Annotated in this window: 9 protein-coding genes and 1 tRNA gene; 3 read left to right on the forward strand and 7 right to left on the reverse strand. The window is 63.4% G+C overall.

The genetic code is table 11. From position 1 onward, the window contains the following. Nucleotides 1-32 precede the first annotated feature (32 nt). The 4 genes from ASC68_RS12145 to ASC68_RS12155 form a co-directional block, all read right to left on the reverse strand. Nucleotides 33-11945 (reverse strand): cadherin domain-containing protein, encoded by an 11913-nt coding sequence (locus ASC68_RS12145; RefSeq protein WP_197421177.1) that lies wholly within the window; start codon nucleotides 11943-11945, stop codon nucleotides 33-35. A gap of 612 nt (nucleotides 11946-12557) precedes the next feature. Beyond that, nucleotides 12558-13052, reverse strand: a complete 495-nt coding sequence (locus tag ASC68_RS28670; RefSeq protein ID WP_156387320.1) for a hypothetical protein — start codon at nucleotides 13050-13052, stop codon at nucleotides 12558-12560. Between the two features lie 157 nt (nucleotides 13053-13209). Further along, nucleotides 13210-13743 carry a GNAT family N-acetyltransferase gene (locus ASC68_RS12150; RefSeq protein WP_055879217.1) on the reverse strand — a complete coding sequence of 178 codons (534 nt, stop codon included), beginning with the start codon at nucleotides 13741-13743 and terminating at the stop codon, nucleotides 13210-13212. A 635-nt stretch (nucleotides 13744-14378) separates the two neighbouring features. Then, nucleotides 14379-14469 (reverse strand) — tRNA-Ser (locus tag ASC68_RS12155). A 250-nt stretch (nucleotides 14470-14719) separates the two neighbouring features. Between ASC68_RS12155 and ASC68_RS12160 the strand changes: the two genes are divergently transcribed. After that, the gene (locus ASC68_RS12160) at nucleotides 14720-15217 is read left to right on the forward strand and encodes a DUF2147 domain-containing protein (protein ID WP_055879218.1); all 498 of its coding nucleotides are present in this window, start codon (nucleotides 14720-14722) and stop codon (nucleotides 15215-15217) included. Between the two features lie 299 nt (nucleotides 15218-15516). Here the strand turns inward: ASC68_RS12160 and ASC68_RS12165 are convergent, their stop codons facing one another. Together ASC68_RS12165 and ASC68_RS12170 are read right to left on the reverse strand one after the other, a co-directional pair. Further along, the gene (locus tag ASC68_RS12165; RefSeq protein ID WP_055879221.1) at nucleotides 15517-16233 is read right to left on the reverse strand and encodes a glutathione S-transferase N-terminal domain-containing protein; all 717 of its coding nucleotides are present in this window, start codon (nucleotides 16231-16233) and stop codon (nucleotides 15517-15519) included. A 146-nt stretch (nucleotides 16234-16379) separates the two neighbouring features. Further along, nucleotides 16380-16823 carry a glyoxalase superfamily protein gene (locus ASC68_RS12170; RefSeq protein ID WP_055879224.1) on the reverse strand — a complete coding sequence of 148 codons (444 nt, stop codon included), beginning with the start codon at nucleotides 16821-16823 and terminating at the stop codon, nucleotides 16380-16382. Nucleotides 16824-17091: 268 nt separating this feature from the next. Between ASC68_RS12170 and ASC68_RS12175 the strand changes: the two genes are divergently transcribed. Then, complete coding sequence (locus ASC68_RS12175; protein ID WP_248310533.1) at nucleotides 17092-17910, forward strand: sulfite exporter TauE/SafE family protein; 819 nt, start codon at nucleotides 17092-17094, stop codon at nucleotides 17908-17910. Nucleotides 17911-18048: 138 nt separating this feature from the next. On the opposite strand, the gene ASC68_RS12180 is transcribed toward ASC68_RS12175, so the two are convergent. Beyond that, nucleotides 18049-20136: a molybdopterin oxidoreductase family protein gene (locus ASC68_RS12180; protein WP_055879227.1), complete on the reverse strand. Its 2088-nt coding sequence runs from the start codon at nucleotides 20134-20136 to the stop codon at nucleotides 18049-18051. Between the two features lie 232 nt (nucleotides 20137-20368). Here ASC68_RS12180 and ASC68_RS12185 point away from each other — a divergent pair, with 232 nt between their 5' ends. After that, nucleotides 20369-21181: a M10 family metallopeptidase C-terminal domain-containing protein gene (locus tag ASC68_RS12185; protein ID WP_055879229.1), complete on the forward strand. Its 813-nt coding sequence runs from the start codon at nucleotides 20369-20371 to the stop codon at nucleotides 21179-21181. Nucleotides 21182-21386 lie beyond the last annotated feature (205 nt).

Consider the following 21386-nt stretch of genomic DNA (forward strand, 5'->3'; position numbering starts at 1 on the left):
TACGCACTACCAACTAAGCCCCCAATCGGCGATCAGAACAGGAAGTCGCCATTGGCCAGCACCGTCGTCCTGCCGACAATCAGGATGCTCATCTCCGGCGTGACATCGCCATCGACGTTCATCTCGAGCAGCAGGTCTCCGCCAACCACCGTCTGGCGGATTTCGCCGGCGGAGAAGGAGCTGTTGGTATCCAGCACGAACGCCTGATCGCCGGAGACGCCTTCGTTGGCGTCGATGTCGATCAGCCGGACGCGATCGCCGGTAGTGAAGTCCTCGATGCGGTCCATGGCGCCGGCGACGCTTTCCGTGGTCGAGCCGTAGGTGAACCGGTCGTTGCCGGCGCCGCCGAAGAGCGAGTCGGCGCCGAGGCCGCCCGAGAGGTAGTCGACGCCATCATCGCCGTAGAGGATGTCGTCGCCGTCATCGCCGCCGGCCCAGTCGTCGCCGGCGCCGGCATGGATTTCGTCGTTGCCAGCGCTGCCCTGCAGGGAATCCGCGCCGTCGCCGGCGTGGATGGTGTCGTCGCCGTCGTCGCCGAAGATGGTGTCGATGCCGGTGCCGCCGGTAATGATATCGTCACCGCCGTCACCATGTACCAAACTCCCCACCCCGGTGACGGTGACCACGTCGTCGCCAGCCTCGGCATGGATAGTGGTGCCGTTGAAGTGCACGGTGATCGCATCGCCGAAATCGCTGCCGATGAAGATTTCGAGGTCGGCGAAGGTGTCGCCCAGGGCATCGCCGCCATAGGTCGAGGCGGCAGCTGCCGTGTCGAAGCTCACGCCGGCTTCTGACCAGAAGTAGCTGACCGAGTCCGTGCCTGCTCCACCATTGAGCGCGTCGGCTCCGGCGCCACCCATCAGGTAGTCGTTGTCGTCGCCGCCATTGAGCGTGTCGTTGCCTTCACTGCCGTGCAGCCAGTCTGCGCCGGCACCGCCAGTGAGGATGTCGTCGCCTTCCTCGCCGGAGAGGGCGTCGTCGCCGCCGGCACCGCCGATGGTGTCGTTCCCTTCGCCACCGAGGATCTCATCCACGCCGCTGCCGCCGGTGATCACGTCGGCACCGTCGTCACCGCGCAGCTTGCTGCCCACCCCGGTGACGGTGATGGTGTCATCGCCGGAGCCGCCCCAGATTTCGATGCCGTTGTAGCCGACGGTGATGCTGTCGGCGTAGGCGCTGCCCCAGAAGAACTCGATGCTGGAGAAGGTGTCGCCCAAGGCATCGCCGGTATAGGTGGAGGCCGCGAGGTTAGTGTTGAGGCTGATGCCGGCTTCGGCATTTTCGTAGCCCGCGATATCGAAGCCGTCGCCGCCGTTCAGCTGATCGGCCCCGGCGCCGCCGACGAGGTAGTCGTCGCCATCGCCGCCGTTGAGGTTGTCATCCCCCAGCCCACCGCTGACCCAGTCGGCACCCAGTTCGCCATCGATCCAGTCATTGCCGTCATCGCCCTGGATGGCGTCGTCGCCGTCGCCGCCCTGCAGCGAGTCATCCCCCTCCTCGCCGAAGATGGCGTCGTCGTCGGCTTCGCCGGCGACCGCATCATCGCCGGCCCCGGCGAAGATGACATCACTGCCGTCACCGCTGAGGATGGTGTCGATGCCATCGCCGCCGAAGATGCGGTCTCCGCCGCCATAGCCGTAGATCAGATCGGCACCGTTGCCGCCGATGAGGATGTCGACGCCGCGGTCACCCGCGAGCTGGTCGTCGCCGTCCTCGCCGTCGAGGTAGCTGCCGTCGCCGACCGTCTCGAGATAGTCGTTGCCGGCGCCGCCGAGCACTGACATCCCGTCCACGTTGACGACGATGTTGTCGGCAAATGCAGTGCCGATGATCTGCTCGATCGAGGTCAGGGTGTCACTGGTGGCGTCGCCGGACCAGGTCGAGCTGGCATTGCGCATATCGAGATTCACGCCGGCGGCCGCCGTGATATACGAGGCGATATCCCAGCCAAGCCCGCCATTGAGGACGTCGGCGCCAGCGCCGCCGATCAGGATGTCGTCACCCTCGCCGGCGCTGATCTGATCGTTACCGCCGAGGCCATAGAAGGTCTCGCTCAGCACCGATCCGGTGAGGGTATTGTTGCCGGAGGTGCCGGTCTGGCCGGGGCCACCTGCCCCGAACATGAAGGTGACCAGGGCCTCCTTGGTCCAGATGTTGCCGTCACCATCGATGATGGTTTCGACACCCCACTCGCCGTCGGTCCTGAACTGGTTCTTGACCACGATGGTGCTGCCATCGCCGGCGCCGGTAACGCTTTCGGCGATCTGGATGTGCAAGTCGGCGCCGACGGCGACCAGGTAGGTCTGGGTGAAGCCGTTGACACCCGCGACGCGGAGGACATCCCCCCTGCCACCGCCCTGCCCTTCGTCGATGACGTCGTCACCATCGCCTCGGGTGTAACGGTAAGTGTCGTTCTCAAGCCCGCCCTCCAGCAGGTCGTCGCCCCTTCCGCTCACCAGCTCGTCCACGCCGGCAGTGCCGACAATCGTCCGATCGAGATTGTTGATGGTGACGGCGATAGCCTGCGTATCGGTCAGCGAGCCATCGGAGGCCTGCACCGTGACGTTGTAGACGTTGTTGGCCCCGACATCGGTCGGATGGTCGAAGTCGGGCGCACTCTTGAAGCTGAGCTGCCCGGTCGTCGGGTCGATGCTGAACTTCGTCGCATCGGCGCCACCAACGATCGAATAGACGATGCTGGTCCCGGCGTCCGGATCGCCCGCCGCCACCGTGGTGACGGCGGAGCTCAGCTCGTCGATGGCGATCGAAGCGGTCGCGCCACCGCCATTGGACAGGATGGTGGGCGCTTCGTTCTGGTTGCCCACCGTCACCGAGATGATCTGCGTGTCGCTCAGCGTGCCGTCGGAAACCCTGATAATCACGTCGTAGACATTGTTGCCGTCGGCATCGGCCGGCTGGTCGTAATCGGGAGCTGCAACAAAGCTCAGGGCGCCGGTGGTGGCGTTGATGGTGAACTTGCCGGCATCGGCACCGCCGGCGATATCGAAGGTCAGTGTCGTGCCGGCATCGACGTCGGTGGCCGTCACCGTGGTGACTGCCGACGTGCCTTCCGTCAGCGAAACGGCCGCCTCGTCGGCGCCACTGCCCGACGAGATGGTCGGCGCTTCGTTGGCATTGCCGACCGACACCGCGATCGCCTGGCTGTCGGTCAGCCAGCCGTCCGCGGCGGTGACCACCACGTCATAAACGTTGTTCGCCCCGACATCGCCGGGCGCTTCGAAGTTCGGAGCGGCGACGAAGCTCAGCACACCGGTATGCGCATCGATCACGAACTTGGCGGCATCGGCGCCGCCGGTGATCGAATAGGTCACCACTGCGCCGACATCGCTGTCGGTCGCGACAACCGTCGTGACGGCAGTCGCCCCCTCGCTGACGCTGATGCTGGCCGTGGCGCCGCCACCGCCCGAGGCAATGATCGGCGCGTCGTTGGCGTCCCCGACCTTAACCGAAATGGTCTGCGTGTCGGTGAGCGTGCCGTCAGAGGCCTGCACGGTGACGATGTAGATATTGTCGGCGTTGGTATCGCCCGGCACGTCGAAATCCGGGGCGGAAACGAAGCTCAGCGCGCCGGTGGTGCTGTTGATGGTGAACTTAGCCGCGTCGGCGCCGCCGACGATCGAATAGGTCACCGTGCCGCTATCGGTGGCGGTGACGGTGACGACGCCGGTATTGTTTTCCGGCAGCTCGATCGATGCCGTAGCGCCACCCCCGCTCGAGGTGATGCTGGGCGCTTCGAACATGCCGACCAACTGGGCCTTGGTCCAGCTGGCGCCCGCACCGTTGGTGACGGTCTCGACGCCATACTCGCCGGTGCGGAGCTGATCCTTCAGCACGATAGTGCCGCCATCGCCGGCACCCACCGCCGACGGAGCGATGGTGACGAGGATGTCGAAGCCGTTGCGGGTGAAGCTGATGGCGCCGCTGGAAATCCCGGAGAGCACGAGCTCGTCGCTGGTGCCTTCGCCGGCCCCTTCGATCACCACATCGTTGCCGCCGCCACGGGCATAGACATAGCTGTCATTGCCCGTGCCGCCGGTGAGCGTGTCATTACCGCCGGCGCCATTGAGCGTATCGTTGCCACCGGCCCCGTTGAGGCTGTTGGCAGCGGAGTTGCCGGTGAGCACGTTGGCGGCCGAGTTGCCGGTGCCGCTGCTCGCCGCATTGCCGACGAGAACCAGATTCTCGACATTGGCAGCAAGGGTATGGGAGACGCGCGCCTGCACCGTATCGGTGCCCTCGCTCGCTGCTTCCGTCACCACGTCACCGGCGTTGTCGACGACATAGGTATCGTCGCCGGCGCCGCCGATCAGGGTGTCCGCCCCTACCCCGCCATCGAGGGTATTGGCGGCGGAGTTGCCGGTCATGCTGTTGGCCAGCGCATTACCGAGGCCACTGATCGCCGAACTGCCGGTCAAGACCAGGTGTTCGACGTTCTGCCCGAGCGAATAGCTGATCGCCGAGCGCACTGTATCGCTGCCCTGGCTGCCCAGCTCCACCACCACGTCATCGGCCTGATCGACGACGTAGATGTCGTCGCCGGCGCCGCCTGTCATGGTATCGGCGCCGGCGCCGCCATCGAGGGTGTTGGCGCCGGCATTGCCGATAAGCGTGTTGTTCAGCGTGTTGCCGGTGGCGTTGACTGCGCCCGCCCCGGTGAGGGTCAGGTGCTCGACATTTGTCCCGAGCACGAAGCTGACGGCGGACAGCACCGTGTCGGTGCCGTTGCTCGCCGTCTCCGTGACGGTGTCGCCAGCGTTGTCGACGACATAGGTGTCGTTGCCGGCCCCGCCGATCAGGCTGTCAGCTCCGGCGCCGCCGTCGAGGACGTTGGCGCCGGCATTGCCGGTGATGGTGTTGTTGAGGGCGTTGCCGGTGCCGTTACCGGCGGTGCCGGTCAGCGTCAGGTTTTCGACATTGGCGGCGAGCAGGTATCCGGCGGCCGACGACACCACCAGGTCGGTGCCTTCGCTGGCCAGTTCGACCACCGAATCGGAGCCGGTATCGACGTAATACACGTCGTCCCCGGTGCCGCCGGTGAGGGTGTCGGCACCCGCGCCGCCATCGAGGATGTCGTTGCCGGCACCGGAGGTGAGCGCATTCGCGGCAGCGTTGCCGAGCATGTAGTTATCGAGCGAGTTGCCGGTAGCGCTCAGCGCGGCGCTGCCCTGCAGCACCAGTTGCTCGAAATGGCTCCCCAAGGTGTAGGCGTCGAGGGCGGTGTACACCGTATCGGTGCCCTCTGCGCTATTCTCCTGGATGACGTCGCCCGCATTGTCGATGACATAGGCATCATTGCCGATGCCGCCGATCAGCGTGTCGGCGCCGGCGCCACCATCGAGCACGTCGTTGCCGGAACCGCCGGTGAGCACGTTGGCGGCGGCATTGCCGAGCAGGGCATTGTCGAGCGTATTGCCGGTGCCATTGATCGCGGCAGTGCCCGAGAGGATCAGGTTCTCGAGGTTACTGCCCAGAGTGTAGGTCATCCCGGCCTGGACAGTGTCCGTGCCTTCTGCGGCCGCCTCGGTGATGGTGTCCGGCGAGCCCGTCTCGAGGATGTAGAGATCATCCCCCAGGCCGCCGATCAGCGTGTCGGTGCCCTCGAGACCGTTGAAGATATCGTTGCCCCCTCCACCGGTCAGGATGTTGTTCGCCGAGTTGCCGACGAGGACGTTGTTGAGGGCGTTGCCGGTCCCGTTGACGGCAGCAGTGCCGGTAAGCGTCAGGTTTTCGACGTTGGCGCCGAGCGTATAGCCAAGCGCGGTAATGACGGTGTCGTTGCCGCCATCTGCGAGTTCGGTGACCACGTCGCCCGAGACATCGACCAGGAAGCGGTCGTTGCCGGCGCCGCCGGCCATGGTGTCGGAGCCGGTCTTGCCGTCAATCAGGTCATCGCCGCTATCGCCGAACAGCGTGTCGTTGCCGCTCATGCCGTCGATAATGTCATTGCCCGCACCGCCGGAGACGTGGCTACCCAGCAGCTTGTCATCAAAGGCCGAGCCGATGAGCTTCTCAATGCTGGCGAGGGTATCGGCCGAGCCGTTCTCGTTGACCGAGGTCTGGACGCCGGATTTCTTGCCCGCTTTTTCCATCGAGACGGTCACGGCAGAGGCCGAACTGCTGTAGTTGGCCGTGTCGGTCCCATTGTCGCCGGAAAGCACGTCACTGCCGGCACCGCCGACAAGGGTGTCATCACCGCCGCCGCCGCTCAGCTGGTTGTTGCCGGTATTGCCGACGATCCAGTTGTTGGACGAGTTGCCGGTTCCCGAAATATGTCCGGAACCAGTGAGGAACAGATTCTCGATGTTCTCCGAGAGTTGGAAGTTGGTCGAGGAATAGACCGTGTCGGTCCCCTCATTGGCCGACTCGTAGACCTGATCGTTGGCGTTATCGACGTAATAGGTGTCGTCACCCTTGCCGCCGACCAGCTGATCGTTGCTGCCGCCGCCGTTGAGGCTGTCATTGCCACCACCGCCATAGAGGGTATCCTGAGAGTTCCCGCCGGTGATTGCGTAGTCGGCACGCTCGCCATTGGCGCTGACGGTGATCACGGTCTGCTTGGTGACCGTGGCGCCGTTATACTCGGTGATGGTCTTCACCTTGCTGCCGTCGACGCGGATCACCGACGTTTCGACGACGTCGATATCGCCATCGTTGTCCTTGTCCTTGGCCAGCCGCACCGTCAGACCATCGGCGCTGATGGTCTCGGTGGCTGACGCAACCACCTTGTTCTTGGCGTTCTTGTCGGTGATGGTGCCAACCTGAGAGCCATCGATCCGGGTGATCCAGGTCTCGGTATGCTCCTTGCTGCCGTTGCCGTCGTAGTCGGCCTCGACCGTGCGGGTATTGCCGTCGGCGCTGATGGTGGTTGTGGTGGAGGCTGCTGTGCCGGCGCCATTGAGGGCGGACACCCAGGCCACGTCGCCCGGCCCAGCACCGAGTTTTCGTGCATCGGCATCGTCTGTGGTCGTAGTGACCGCGGAGCCGTTGATCTTGGTGTTGGTGGTGATGGTCTCATCCATACCACCACTGCCGTCGACGTCGGTAGTGACGGTGGTGGTGCGGCCATCGGCGCTGACGGTGGTGACCGTCTTATGAGTCAGGCTTGGCGAGATGACCGTAACAGTACCGTTCGCCGCCTTCTCGCTGACCTTGAAGGTCTCAAGAGTACTGCTGGTGGAGCCGTCGGCGTTGTTCACCTGCTTGCGGGTGTAGGTGCGGTCGATGATGCCGTCGCCATCGAGGTCGCGGCTGGACGTGACGAGCAGGCCGTCGGCACTGGTGGTCGAGGTCAGCACCCCTGTCTTGCTGCCGTTCGCCGCCCAGTCGGTCACCACCTTGCTCGAACTGCCGTCGACAAGCGTCGTGGTCACCTCGGTTTGGTCGACGGTTCCATTGCCGTCGGCGTCTCGGGTGGAGGTGACGGTTCGCCGGTCGGCGCTCACCTGGACCGTCGAGCGGTTGATCAGCCCGCCCGAGCCATTATAGGTGCTCGTCACGGCCGTGGTGGAACCATCGGCAGCCGTGGACGTCGTAACGGTCTGGCTTTCCTCGTAAGCGGCGTTGCCGTCCATGTCCTTCTGGGTGGTGGTCGTCCGTCCGTCCGCACTTGTTGTCGTCACAAGCTTGGAGATGAGCGCGCCGCCAGCACCGGTGCTGGTCACCGTCTCGGTGGTCGAGCCGTTGGCGTTCTTGACGACAACTTTCGTCGAGGTCTCGGTGTAGGTGCCGGTGCCCGCCCGATCCCATTGCGCAGTTGTCGACAGGCCATCCGCACTCTCGGTGAGCGCATACCTGCTCTTCAGCGTCGCGCCGGCAAAGGTGCTGGTGGTCTGCGTCGTCGAGCCATCCGCATTGAGCACGGTGACGTCGGTCTTGCTCTCACCATAGGTGCCCGATCCTGTCAGATCGTACTGTGACGTGGTCGACAGGCCATTGGCGCTGGTGGTGACGACCGCCTTTTCTTTCAGCGTCTCGGTGTAGACCGGGTTGGCCGACGAGGCGGTGCCGCCGCTGAGGTTCGAGTAGGAAATCGTCTCGACCTTTGAGCCATCGGTATTCAAGGTTACGGTGTCGGTGACTTGGCTTTCCGCCAGGCCGTTGCCGTTCGCGTCGTAGCGAATGGTCGTCGACAGGCCGTCGGCGCTCTGGGTCTGGTACTCGCCCTTGGCGTTGCCATAGAGGCGGCCCGATGCCGATTGCACCGCGCCGTCCATGCTCGAGATCGACAGCGTGCCGTCGGCATTGCGGACCTGCACGAAGGTATGATCGACGCTGCTGTTGCCGTCGACGTCTTCTGTGGTCGTAACCGTCAGCTTGTCAGCGCTGGTGACGATCGTGGTGCGATCGTGCAGCGAGCCATTGGCATTGAATACCGACACAACCCGCGTCGCCGAGCCGTCCGCGTTGATGGTGATCACATCGGTCTGGCTGCCGGTGAAGCTGCCGCCGCCGGTCTTGTCCCACTGGGTTGTCGTCGACAGCCCGTCGGCGCTGGTCGTGATGACCGTCTTGTCCTTGAGCGCCCCACTTGCGAGGAAGTTCGAGATGGTCTGGGTCTTCGAGCCATCGGCATTGAGCACCGTGGCAATGGTTTGCGACAGGTCGGCGGTACCGTTGCCGTCGAGGTCGGTCGAAACGCTCTTGCTTAGGCCATCACTGGACACGGTTTGCGTCGATCGCGAGGCCAGTGCGCCAGTGGCGCCGTAGGTCGACGAAACCGTCGTAACCGAGCCATTGGCGTTGGTCGACGAACTGACCACCAGGTCGTTGACGCCGTTGCCATCGAGGTCGGAGGCGACCGTCGCCGAGAGGCCGTTGCCGCTGGTGGTCGCTATCGTCCGCCCGACGAGGGCGCTGCTGGCGCTGTAGGTGGAGACGGTATCGCTTTTCGAGCCATCCGGGTTTAGCGTTGTGGTGCTGGTGGTGACGACGTCGGCGGTGGTGTGAGAACCGAGATAGGTTGAGACGGTCTTGCTCAGGCCGTCATCGCTGACGGTCGTGACCGACTTGCCGGTCTGGACCGTCCCGGCGCCATTGTAATTGGCCGTGGTCTGCGTCCTGGAACCATCGGCGTTGAGCACCGTGCTCTCAGTCGCCTTGGCGTCGAAAGTTCCATCGCCATTGGCGTCGACCTGCTTGCTGATGGCCAAGCCGTTGCCGCTGGTTGTGACCACGGTCTGGCCGACCTTGTTGGCACCAGCCGTACCCGACCCCTGGTAAGCGGTGGTGGTAAGGGTTGTGGTGCCGTCTGTGTTCAGCGCCTTCGCCGTCACTTCGGTAGCGTCGGTGACGCCGTTGCCGTTGGCATCCACCACCTTGGTCTGCGTCAGCCCGTCGGAACTGGTCGAGATAGTCGTCCGGCCAAGCAGCGTCGCTCCGTTCGGGCTGTAGTTGGAGCTCGTCTGAACCTTCGAGCCGTCGGCACTGGTCACACTGGTGACCACATCCTGCGGCGATGCGTTGGTCCCAACGTAGCTGCTCACCGTGGTGGTCAGCCGGTCGGCGCTGACATTGGTGATCACCTTGCCGGTCTGCACCTGGCTGGTGCCTTCGAGCACCGTCACCGTCTGGGTCAGGGAACTGTTGGGATTCTTCACCGTCACGTCGGTGACGGTTTTGTAGGGCGAGGTCTGGGCGTTCAGGTAGCTTTGGGCGGTGGTCGACAGACCATCGGCGCTGGTTGTCACGACAGTCTTGCCAACCTGGATCGTGCCGGCGCCGTTCTTGACAATAGTGGTGATGGTCGACGAACCGTCGCCATTAACGACGGTTGTCGAGGTGCTGGTCGCGTCATAAGCGCCATCGCCATTGGCATCGACCTGCGTGGTCTTGCTAAGGCCGTCCGCACTGGTCGTCGTTACAGCCTTTGACAGCAGCGTCGAGCCATTCGGCGCGTAGATCGAGGCCGTGTTCACCGAGTTGCCGGAGACGACGGCGACCGTCTCGATGCGGTCGAACGCCCCATCGCCATCCGTGTCGATGCTGGTGCTGCGAGTCTTGCCATCGGCGCTCCAGGTGGCGACGGCGCGGTCGAGCAGCGTGCCGTTGGCGGCCCTGCTGGTGACGGTTTTCGTAGTAGAGCCGTCTACTCCGAACAGAGTGAGGTCGGTTGTCGTCAGTTCGTAGGAACCGTCGCCATTGACGTCGACGCGGACTGTCTCGCTGAGCCCGTCTGCACTGAGGTCGGTGACCGTGCTTTGGCGCACCGAGCCGTCGCCGTTCGTCCGGCGCTCGGTCATCGTTGTGCTGTCGTCGCCATTGCGGACGATCGTGCTGGTGTCGGTGAGGTCGGTGGTACCGTTGCCATCAAGGTCGGCGGCGACGCTCTTGTTGCTGCCATCGGCGCTCGCAACAGTGACCTGGCGAGCCACCATGTGCGCGCCGCTGGTGCCATTGCCGGCATAGTCGGTGACCGTCTCGGTCCGTGTCCCATTGCCGGCGACGGACGTGGTCTCGGTGCGTGTGGCATTGATCGCGCCACTACCGGTCAGCTCGATCTGCGTGGTCTTGGTCAGCCCGTCCGCGCTGGTGACAACGGTCTGCTCGTTTTTGGTGGTGCCGTTGGGGTGGAGGTTGGTGATGGTCAATGACAGGCTGCCATCGACTGCGGTGACGCGCGACTCCACTTGGTCGTAATTGCCGGAGCCATCGACATCGCGGCTCACCGTTACGGTCTTGCCATCTGCGCTGGTGACGGTCATTTCCTTGCGTGCCAGGATCGCACCGCTACCGTCATAGTCTTGGACCGTGCGAGTTATCGAACCGTCGCCGTTCACCACGGTCACATCGGTCTGCTTCCGCTCGGGAACACCATCGCCATCGGTATCGAAGGTGAGGGTTTTGGACTTGCCGTCGGCACTGGTGACCGTAGTGGTCTGATGCGCCACGCTGCCGTCAGGGCGCACAGCGCGATTGACCACGGTGGTCGAACCGTCCCCGTTGTGGGTGACGGTGTTGCCCACGACATAGCCGTTTGGATCGTAGGAGAGGGTGGCGTCGGCCACGATGCCGGTCGAGCCGTCGGCTTTGGTGTATCCTGCCGTACCCGAGATCTTGGAACCGTCTGCGTAATTGACTTCCTGGTTGTTGCTCACCAGGTTGATCGAGGTGATGCCAAGCTCGGCCAGCGTCTTGAGCGTGGTGGTGCCGTCAGGATTGGTGACGAGCACTTTGAACAGCGCCCACTCGGCGTCGCCCGCGTCGAGCTTGCCGTTCTTGTTGGTATCGAAGACGTTGAGAAGGGCTTGCATATCCCCCTCGGCCGTCGGGTCCCACTGGGTGAAATCGATCTCGTTGCGAAGGTTGATCACCCCATCATTGCCGGAATCGCGCACCAGCACACCGTCACCGGCGCCAGCCCAGGCGGTCCGATGCTGCAGGCCGTCGCCCGCCACGTCGTAGAAGAAGTTCGACGCGGTCAGCTGATCGATCTCGATGCCGTCCCCGTCGAGGTCGATTAGAATGGGTGAGGATTTGCTTGATGAGCTGCTGGAGGATCCGCTGCTGGAAGAACCGCCGCTGGAAGAACCGCCCGATGAACTGCTGCTCGACGATGGCGGCGTAGATTTGTAGACGGTCTTCTGCTCGAACTTCCCAGTGTCGTGATTGTAAGTAGATACCGTCTGTTTGTAGAGCGGCTGCCCGGTGGAGGCGGAAACAGTGTTGGTTGGCGGATAGTAGGTTCCAGAACTGTCCTTGAATGAGCCGTCGGACTGTTGTTTGTACTCCTCCTTATAAGCGCTGCCGGGCGCGGACGTGTAGCCGGTCTTGAGGTTCGTAACTGAGCCGTTTGGGTTGACGATCGCTTCGTAGCCGTCACCTGTGGCAAACTTCGTCCCGACGGCCGCGACGGAGCCCGAGGCGAGCTTAACAAGCGGGCCGCTACCATTCACCTGGTACTTGAGAAACGCCCCCTGATTAGCCAATTCGTACTGCTGTGTCGGCGTAATGTTGCGCCCTATGGCTGCTTCGAGGGCGGCGGCGCTTTCGAACTTGATCTGGGGCGCGCCCTTGGACGTGGTGCCCCCCGACATCCAAGGCGCTAGGTCGTTGGCCCCAGGCACCGCACTAACTACCTCGCCATTTACTGCCTTAATCAGCCAGTATTCTTCGCTGCTATGCGGCTGTTTGCCAAAGGCCTCCCACACGGTGGCATACAGTATCTCATAGAACGCGATTTCGTGCGGCGTCTTCGCGCCAATGGGAGGCCTACCGGACGTTGCCCACGTAATTGAGTGTATCAATTCATGAACAACAATATCAAATAGCGGCTTTACCTTATTCACGCTATCCGGATTAATCCAGATACTGGTCTTTGATCCCGTTATGCCGTTGCTTCCCGCCTTATCTGGCCTGGATACCATCGACAAATTGACATCGTAGTCCAGCTCGTCAACATATTTTGCCGCGGCCGGGTCTATCTTCTTGACTGCGCTGAGTATTTCCGCATGAGATGTGCTAATCGTATTGTATATTGCATTGATCTCTTCGCGAAATAGTTCAGGTACAGATGCGTCGTAAATGAACTTGCCCATCTGTTACTTCCTCGCAGCCCTTGTAGAAACAGCAGTTGTGTTACTGTCAATCATAAAGAATTCAGATGTCTGCATCCATTCACTTGTTGAATTGAACAAGAAGTGATTATTGAACGCAATCGCTTCGTCCATCGACATCCGCCAAATTGAGAAGCTATATGTATTTCCCTCTCCGCGAGCAGCAAACGAGTCCACCACGTATCCATCGGCTGGCGCTTCTCCGAGACAAATGATAGATACCCTCCCGGCATCCAGCAGAACTGTGTCGCCAATAGATACTACTCCACCTCGGAGAACCGCCTTGGGTAAGTACTTGTGTATCATCTCGTACACATCCAGCGCCTCTCTATGCCTGCAAACTACCTCCCCAAACGTGTCGACACCAGATTCTGCAACCGCAATATTCGATGACAAGGAGAGAGGAATAGTTGTGACTGCAGATAGAAGAACGAGAACAACAAGTTCAAACACGCCTCGGTACGATCGGATCACTTTCATTCTACCACCGCCATGCACAGACCCCCGGATGTTTCCAGTTTCAGGTATTATTATTTAGAACGACCATTGACGATCGGAGGGCGCAACCCAGCGGTATGGACACGTAACCCGGCGTCACAACCGCTGCGAGGAAGTTGGATCCAATGTACCAAGGTGATCATTCAGCACAGCCAAGGGCCAACGCGATGTTTTCTCCCATAGGGGTGCCTCCCATTCTTTTGAAGCTGGTGCGTGGGCCGTGTGTACCGTTGAGGAATAGCATTGCCGCTCTCGTCTGGACGGACCAAGTCTTCGCCTGATCCAGCAACTGCCGAGCCACCCGGCCTCCAAGCATACTTATCCGAGTATCCGGCCGCACGAACCAAGCCAAACAGGTTGCGTACCGTCCGCCCTCGCTGAGCCAAGCCTCGCCAGCGGCGACATCGATCAGGCCGATCGCCTCGCCGCGGTGGAGGGCGTAGAAGGTCGCGCCGTCGTCGCGGCGCTGGAGCGCACGGATGACCTGGGCGAGAAACTTGCGCTCGGAGAATGGCAGGTGGCGGTATTGGCTCTCGGCGTGCCAGGTGCGCACCAGCGGCAGCAATAGTACGGCCTCCCGCGGCGACGTCATCTTGACGATGACCACCCCCTGACTTTCAGGCAAGCGCGACCGTTCGCCGGTCTCGTCGACCGGGTTGACCTGCGCATCCATCGGGATTTGCTCTCTATTGTGAAATTGGCCCCTATGACCTCACAGGATCACATGGCCAAGTTCTTAACAAGGGGGAATACGTAGAAATCTTTATCAACGCGGGTGACTTTGTTTGACGGCGGTCATCTGCTCGAGAGAGAGCTTCTGCTGGCGGAGGCTTTTGTTCCGAATGATCAAACTTCTAAGCAACGGTGACGATCGGGATTGTCGTACGCACGTCATGCCACCGTGGTTCGGCAGCGTCGGGCGCTCACGCTTCCGACGCTCTGACGTGCCGAGATCGATGAGATCGGACCGCATTCGATGCGACCGGCCCGGCTCTTCGCAGGGACCGGTCCGTCCGCAAGTCACTCTCGTGAGCGCTTCGGCCCGTGGCCTTGCATGAAACGGAGTTGCGGTAGTGGAAACTCGCGCGTGCTCCGCCCACGGACGCAGGAGTTCAGCGCGACGGCAGGCGGGTCTTGAAAGAACCCGCGCACTCGATGAGGTGGCGCCGCTTCAGATTGTCTGCCGAGGAATTGGGGGGGCCGCACGGGGGACCTGTCTCCCTGCGCTGCTCCGCAGCTTGGGGAGATCACCCTGCACCCTGCCGGGCTCCAGGTGGCCTGCCACCCGAAGCCCGTCAGGGCGCAGGGTGGCGGAGAGGATGGGATTCGAACCCACGAGACCCTTTAGAGGTCTGCGCCCTTAGCAGGGGCGTGCCTTCGACCACTCGGCCACCTCTCCGTCGGAGGGTCTGATAGGGGCAATCGTCCGGGCGGGCAAGGGGTTTTTCGGGGGCGCGCGCAACGCAATAAATGACCGGCGCCGGGCAAGTGATGCAGAAGTGCCGCGCCGGCCGCACCGTCACGATACTTGCTGAACTTTGCCATTGATTTGACCAGAGGCTGCGCAACGATGGCCGTAGTTGCCGCAATCGGGGAGTTCTCCTCGATTCGAGCGGACCGGATGGGCGATCTTTGCGGAGGATGAACCCATGGCCTGGTTACAGAAGCTGACGAGCATCGTGGCGATATCGATGGCGCTGGGCGCGGGCCCCGTGGCAGCGCAGCAGACGCTGCCAGCGCTGATCGAGGGGGTTTGGCTGACAACGGCCCAGACCGAGCTGACGATTGTCGCCTGCCCTATCGGCTATTGCGGTCACATCACCAAGATCGTGATCCCCGAGGCGATCAAAGAGAAGTATGGCGATCAGCTGGAAAGCGTTGATTCGGCATCCTTCACCGACGCCAACAACAAGGATCCGGCGTTGCAGGGGCGGCCGATCCAGGGGCTGCAGATCCTGGCGCTGCGGCAGACCGGCAACCCGATGTTCTATGAAGGTGAGATTTACAACCCCGAGGATGGCAACATCTACTCGGGCTCGGTCGAGGTGCTGTCGGCCGACCTGATCCGGCTGAAAGGCTGCGTGCTCTATGTGCTCTGCCAGGAGCAGGACTGGTCGCGGGTCCCGCTGGAAGTTGTGACTGAGTAGAGCGCTTGCGGGAGGGCCCTGCTTTCGCTCGGACGACTAATCACTGGCGTCGGCTCACAGCACAGGTGGGATCAGCTAGCATAGCGCGTGTGGCACACCCCACCCCATCCCTCCCCGTCAAGGGGAGGGTGCCGGCCGGTGGTTATGGCAAGGTCCAGCCATGCACTCGATGCCCACCTCCCCCTCGACGGGGGAGGCAAGCGAAGCTTGGGAGCGCAGCGAGCTAGCGAAGCTCGGAGGGGGTGTGCGGAGCCACGGTGTTTGCGGCTCCCCCCGCCAAGCAGGGAGGATCACCGAACTCAGCGCTGGTTGAACAGAATCTTCTGCGCTTCCTTGTCCGTGGCGGCGCTGATCTGCTGGCTTTGCTCGAGGGTGATGCCGAGGGCGCGCTGCACGGCCGGGCGATCGGTGACGCGCTGGCGCCAGGCGGCGAAGCTGGGGAACTCGGTGATGTCGATGCCGTGGTTGTCCGAGCCACGCGACCAATCGAAGATGGCGATGTCGGCGATCGAGTAATCGCCTGCCACATAGTCTTTGCCGAGCTCGGCCTGCTTCTTCAGCTGGGTATCGAGCACGCGATAGAGCCGGTGGCTCTCATCCTGGTAGCGCTTGATGGCGTAGGGGATCTTCTCGGGGGCGTAGCGCGAGAAGTGGTTGTTCTGCCCCAGCATCGGGCCGAAGCCGCCGACCTGCCAGAACAGCCACTCATCGATCTTGATCCGCTCGGACCAGTTGGTGCCGTAGAACTTGCCGAACTTCTCGGCGAGGTACTTGAGGATCGCGCCGGACTCGAAGATCGAGACGGGCTTGCCCTCCGGCCCCTCGGGATCGACGATCGCCGGGATCTTGTTGTTGGGCGAGATGGCGAGGAAATCGGGCTTGAACTGGTCGCCGCGGCCGATGTTGATCGGGTAGATGGCGTAGGGCAGCGCCAGCTCTTCGAGGATGATGGTGATCTTCCGGCCATTCGGCGTGGCGGCGTAGTAGAGATCGATCGGCAAGGTCTGGGTGGTCATTGGGGGAGTCCCGGTCTGCTGCTGAAGTGGTGACGGAACGCCACCGGAGGACGAGGGCTCCATATATCGGCACCTGACGATGGAAGACAACCCGCACACGGGAATGACAACGGCGGAGCGAGCCCCGCCGTTGAAAATCCATTCTGTTAGGCGCGCTGGATGCGCATATGCGGTTCACCGTCGCTGGTGCGCGCCGCCGAGATGCCGCGCAGATCGACCGTGGCGCGGACGCGCTGGCGGTAGATCGGGCCCATCAGCTCGGATTTCGACACGTTTACGGGGCGATCGAACTTCACGGTGACCTCGTAGTGGTTCATGTCGGCGAGCAGTTGTACCCCGATGACCATACCGATGAACGGCTGGCTGAGGTAGGTGCCCTTGACGCGCTGGCCAACCTGCACCGGGCTGACCGCGCGTTCCGGCATTGCCGCTGATGCGGTGTTCCAATCGCGGTAGCCGTGGCGGTGGGCGATTTCTTCGAGCGCGGCGCCCTGCCCCAGCGGATTGCCCGCGAGGGCGCGTTCGGCGCGCAGCGCCTTAGCCTCAGCCTTGAGCGTGGCGGCACTGGGGGTATCGAGAGAGAAAGTCATGTCGGTCCTCTTCAACAGAGGCGGATTTCTTCATGGGGCTCGCCTTGCCATGAACCGCCTCGAAGGGAGCGATCATGTGATGCGTCACGGATGATCCGCGGCTGGACTTGACCATCGGGTTTCCCCAGCGAGCGGCAGGCGCCAGCAGCACGGCGCGACATGTGGTGGATCGGGCGGGCTTTGTCAACTTGCCGCCATTCGTGCCGCTGATGGCGAAGATCACCGTTTCTCGTTGGAGTGCCGGCGTGCAAGGGGCTAGGGAAGTCACATGGCCGAGATCATGCTTTTCTTCACCAGCCTTATTGCCGACATGGCCCGCTTTCCCGAACCCATGCTGTTCGTCGCGGGGCTCATTGCCGGCACCATCAATACGCTGGCGGGCGGCGGCTCGTTCATCCTGTTTCCGGCATTGCTGTTCGCCGGCGTGCCGCCGGTGATCGCCAATGCGTCGAACACCTATGCGAGCTTCCCCGGCTATGCGAGCGGCGCGTTCGGCTTCTGGCGCGAGATCGTCGCGCATCGAGACAAGCTGATCGGCTACACCATCGTCTCGCTGGTCTTCGGCTATGTCGGGGCCGAGCTGCTGCTGAGGGTTTCCAACGAAACCTTCGTGCTGGTGGTGCCGTGGCTGCTGCTGTTCGCAGTGCTGCTGTTCGCCTTTGGCGGGCGGATCAACAGCTATGTGCGCCAGCTAGGCGGCGGCAACGGCCGCAGCCGGCATGCCGGCGTGGTGCTGCTGTTCGTACTGCTCGCCGGCATCTGCGTTTATGGCGGCTTCTTCAACGCCGGGCTTGGCGTGCTGCTGCTGGCCTTCCTGGCCCTTGCCGGGTTCACCGATATCCACGCCATGAACGGGCTGAAGCTGTGGATCTCGACGCTGGTGGCGCTGGTTTGCGTGATCCGCTTCGCGCTCTCGGGCGCCATCGACTGGTACCACGGCTCGATCGCGCTGGTCGGCGTGACGATCGGCGGCTATGTCGCGGCGCGGGTGGCCAAGCGGATCCCCACCAAGCTGATCCGCGGCCTGGTCATCGTCTACGGGATCGGGCTGACCGGCTGGTTTTTCTGGCAGGCCTACGGGGCGTAGCCATGGCTCGGCTGAGCCACGATCTGGTGGCTCCGCACCCCCCTCTCTGGCGAAAACTAAGGACTTAGCTGCGCTAAGCCCGAGTTTTCGCTCTCTCCCCCGCCAGGGGGGAGGTGGCCGAGAGGCCGGTGGCTAGCTTCAGTCCTTACGCACCCACACCGACGTATCGTGGAAGGCGGCGCCGCCGAACGGACGGACCGGGTCCGAGCCGATCAGCGTGTTGATGCCCTGGCCGTTGCGATGCGCCGAGTTGGGGTGGATGCCCTCGGCGATCAGCACGCCGCGCTGCATGCCGGCAAAGAACACCGCCTTCAGCGCCACCTCGCCGCGGCGGTTGCCGAGCGTCACCGGGACGCCATTGGCGATGCCGAGCTCGGCAGCATCGTCGGGATGAACGAACACGGTCGGCTCGGGCTGGCGCTTCTGGCTGCCGGCGGTTTCGGCAAAGGTCGAGTTGAGGAAGCTGCGCGACGGGCTGGTGGCAAGGCGGAACGGGGTTTCGGCGTCGATCCGCTCGGTGACATCCCAATGGTCGGCGAAGCGCGGCATCTCTGAGGGATCGCAGACCCAGGTGTAGCCCTTGAGCCGCGCCACGGCGTCCCAGTCCGGCTCGAAGCGATAGCGCTTGTCGGGCCAGGCAAAGCCGTCGGCGAAGCGCGCCTTTTCGTCCGGCCAGGCGCCGTCGATGAAGCCCAATTTTTCGATCTCGTCGAGCTCGCCGAAGCCGGAGCGACGGAAAGTCTCGGCCACCATCTGGCGATCGGTGAGGTGCATCGAGGCGTGGTCGCTGCCGAGGCGCCGCAGCAGCTCGTTGACCACCTCGAAATTGGAACGGCACTCGCCGGGAGCGTCGACCAGCTTGGGGCCGTAGAGCAGCCGAGTATGGCCACCGCGGCGGTAATAGTCGTTGTGCTCGAGGAACATGGTAGCGGGCAGCACGATGTCGGCAAGCTTGGCCGTATCGGTCATGAACTGCTCGTGGACGACGGTGAACAGATCGTCGCGCGCGAAGCCGGCGCGGGTGAGCCCCTGCTCCGGGCTGACATTGACCGGGTTGGTGTTCTGGATGAACAACGCCTTGACCGGGCCGCCGCCCTTCAGTGCCGTGCTGTCACCGGTGAGCACCTTGCCGATCTCGCTCATGTCGAGCTCGCGCCCGCCGGGGCCCATGTCGGCGCCGGTGATCATTGATTTATCGAGCTTCCACGAGCCGGAGTTGGAGTGGAAGGCGCCGCCGCCATGGTGCTGCCAGGAGCCGGTCATCGCTGCGACCGAGAGCGCCGCATGCATCGAGGTCGAGCCGTTGCGCTGGCGGGTGAAACCGTAGCCGAGACGGAAATAGGTTTTCGGCGTGGTGCCGACCAGCCGGGCGAAAGCCTCGATCTCGGTGACAGCAAGCCCGGTGATGGCCGCGGCCCATTCGGGGGTGCGGGTCGAAAGGTGCGCCTCGAACTCGGTCGAGAAGTCGGTGTAGCTGGCCATGTAGGCACGGTCGGCGAGGCCGTCGCGCAACAGGATGTGCATCACCGCCACGGCCAGCGCCCCATCGGTGCCAGGCCGCAGCACCAGCGCCATATCGGCCTGCTCCATGGTGCCGTTGCGGTAGATGTCGATGGCGACGATCTTGGCCCCGCGCTCCTTGCGGGCGCGAATGGCGTGGGTCATCACGTTGACCTGGGTGGCGACGGCGTTGGTGCCCCAGATGACCACGCAATCGCTGTCGGCCATCGACTCGGGGTTGGGGCCGGCCAGCACGCCGGTGCCGGCGATGAAGCCGGGCCAGGCGGTGCCGGTGCAGATGGTATCGTATTGCCGCGAGTAGCCGCGGGCGTGGCGCAGCCGCTCGATGCCGTCGCGCTGCACGTGGCCCATGGTGCCGGCGTAGAAGTAGGGCCAGATCGCCTCGGGGCCGTCAGTGCGCTCGATCTCCAGCCAGCGCGCGACGATCTCATCCATCGCTTCATCCCAGCTGATCTGCTGGAACTCGCCGGAGCCCTTTTTGCCAACGCGGCGAAGGGGATGCGTCAAACGGTTCGGGTGATGAATCCGCTCGGCGTAGCGCGCCACCTTCTCGCAGATGACGCCGGCCGTGTACGGATCGTCCTTGGCGCCGCGCACCCGGCCAATGGTCCGCTCGTCGATCAGTTCGACGTCGAGCGCGCAGGTCGACGGGCAATCATGTGGGCACACCGAACGGGCGGTGCGAGGCGTGGTGATGGCGTTCATGGGCGCACATTTAGCACGGGGCGACGTCGCGTGCGACTGGCGAGGCCGCTGCCAAGTGGCCAGGCAGCGCCGAGCGCCGAGACCCGTCACGCCCAGGAATTAGGCAGCCGCCGGGACCATTTGCAGCAGAATCTGCTGTCGCCATGCGGCCTGAGCGTAGCCGTCATGCCGATCGCGGTTGTGCTGCGCCGAACAAGGCCGTCGCAAGCTGGGGTGTGAGAGGGAGAACATCATGGCAATCATTATCGGCACGTCCGGGCCGGATACGATTATCGGCGCGGAGGACGACGACGACAGGATCTTGGGCCTCGGTGGTGACGATCACCTTATCGGGCTCAACGGCAATGACGGCCTCATCGGCGGCCCTGGCGCCGACCTGCTCGAGGGCGGCGAGGGCGACGACACCTACGAGCTCAACGCCGACCGCTCGGACACCATCATCGACGTCAGCGGCTGGGACACCATCCGCGCCACCACCAGCCTCGACCTCAGAGACTACCCGGAGATCGAGAACCTGGTGATGGCTACCGAAGCTTCCGGCCGGCGCGCCCTGGGCAACGCGCTGAACAACGAAATCTTCGATCGGGGTGGCAGCAACATCCTCGATGGACGCGAGGGCCAGGACTATCTCGTTGCCGGTGGTGGCGACGACATCCTCACCGGCGGGCTCGGCGCCGACGACCTGCAGGGCGGCAGCGGCGACGATCGCTTCGACTTCCACGACGTAGCCGAGACCGGCATCGGCTCGGGTCCGGGCATCGACCGCCGCGACCAGATCATGGATTTCACCCGCGGCGATGACCTTATCCATCTGGGCAGGATCGACGCCGACGCCGGACATTCCGGCAACCAGGGCTTCCGCTTTCTAGGCGCCACCAGCTTCACCGGCTCGGCCGGCGAGCTCGTGACCTACGAGGAACTCATCAATGCCGGCACCGAAACGGTGACGGTGATTGCCGGCGATACCGACGGCGACGGTGTCGCCGATTTCGAGATCGAGCTGCGTGGCAGCATCGCGCTCAGCGCCGGCGACTTCATCCTCTAGCAGGGGTGGCGTTCATCTGTGCCCGCCTGACGGGCGCCGTCACTTGGCAGATAGGCGGATGCCGCAAAAATAGGCATCCGCCAGTACTGGTTAGGCGATGGAAGCGCCGAAAGCAGGCCGATCCATGCGCGGCTGACATGTCCCCCATGCAGGTCGCTGCGTTCCCGGATCGCGGGCCGAGGCGGAGCCTTGAACGATATTCGGG

Source organism: Devosia sp. Root105 (genome assembly GCF_001424865.1).
GTDB lineage: Bacteria > Pseudomonadota > Alphaproteobacteria > Rhizobiales > Devosiaceae > Devosia_A.

Bases quoted from the DNA above. Each gene is read 5' to 3' on its own strand.
- ASC68_RS28670 (WP_156387320.1), bottom strand. From the start codon at position 13,052: ATGAAAGTGATCCGATCGTACCGAGGCGTGTTTGAACTTGTTGTTCTC.
- ASC68_RS12150 (WP_055879217.1), bottom strand. From the start codon at position 13,743: ATGGATGCGCAGGTCAACCCGGTCGACGAGACCGGCGAACGGTCGCGC.
- ASC68_RS12160 (WP_055879218.1), top strand. From the start codon at position 14,720: ATGGCCTGGTTACAGAAGCTGACGAGCATCGTGGCGATATCGATGGCG.
- ASC68_RS12165 (WP_055879221.1), bottom strand. From the start codon at position 16,233: ATGACCACCCAGACCTTGCCGATCGATCTCTACTACGCCGCCACGCCG.
- ASC68_RS12170 (WP_055879224.1), bottom strand. From the start codon at position 16,823: ATGACTTTCTCTCTCGATACCCCCAGTGCCGCCACGCTCAAGGCTGAG.
- ASC68_RS12175 (WP_248310533.1), top strand. From the start codon at position 17,092: ATGGCCGAGATCATGCTTTTCTTCACCAGCCTTATTGCCGACATGGCC.
- ASC68_RS12180 (WP_055879227.1), bottom strand. From the start codon at position 20,136: ATGAACGCCATCACCACGCCTCGCACCGCCCGTTCGGTGTGCCCACAT.
- ASC68_RS12185 (WP_055879229.1), top strand. From the start codon at position 20,369: ATGGCAATCATTATCGGCACGTCCGGGCCGGATACGATTATCGGCGCG.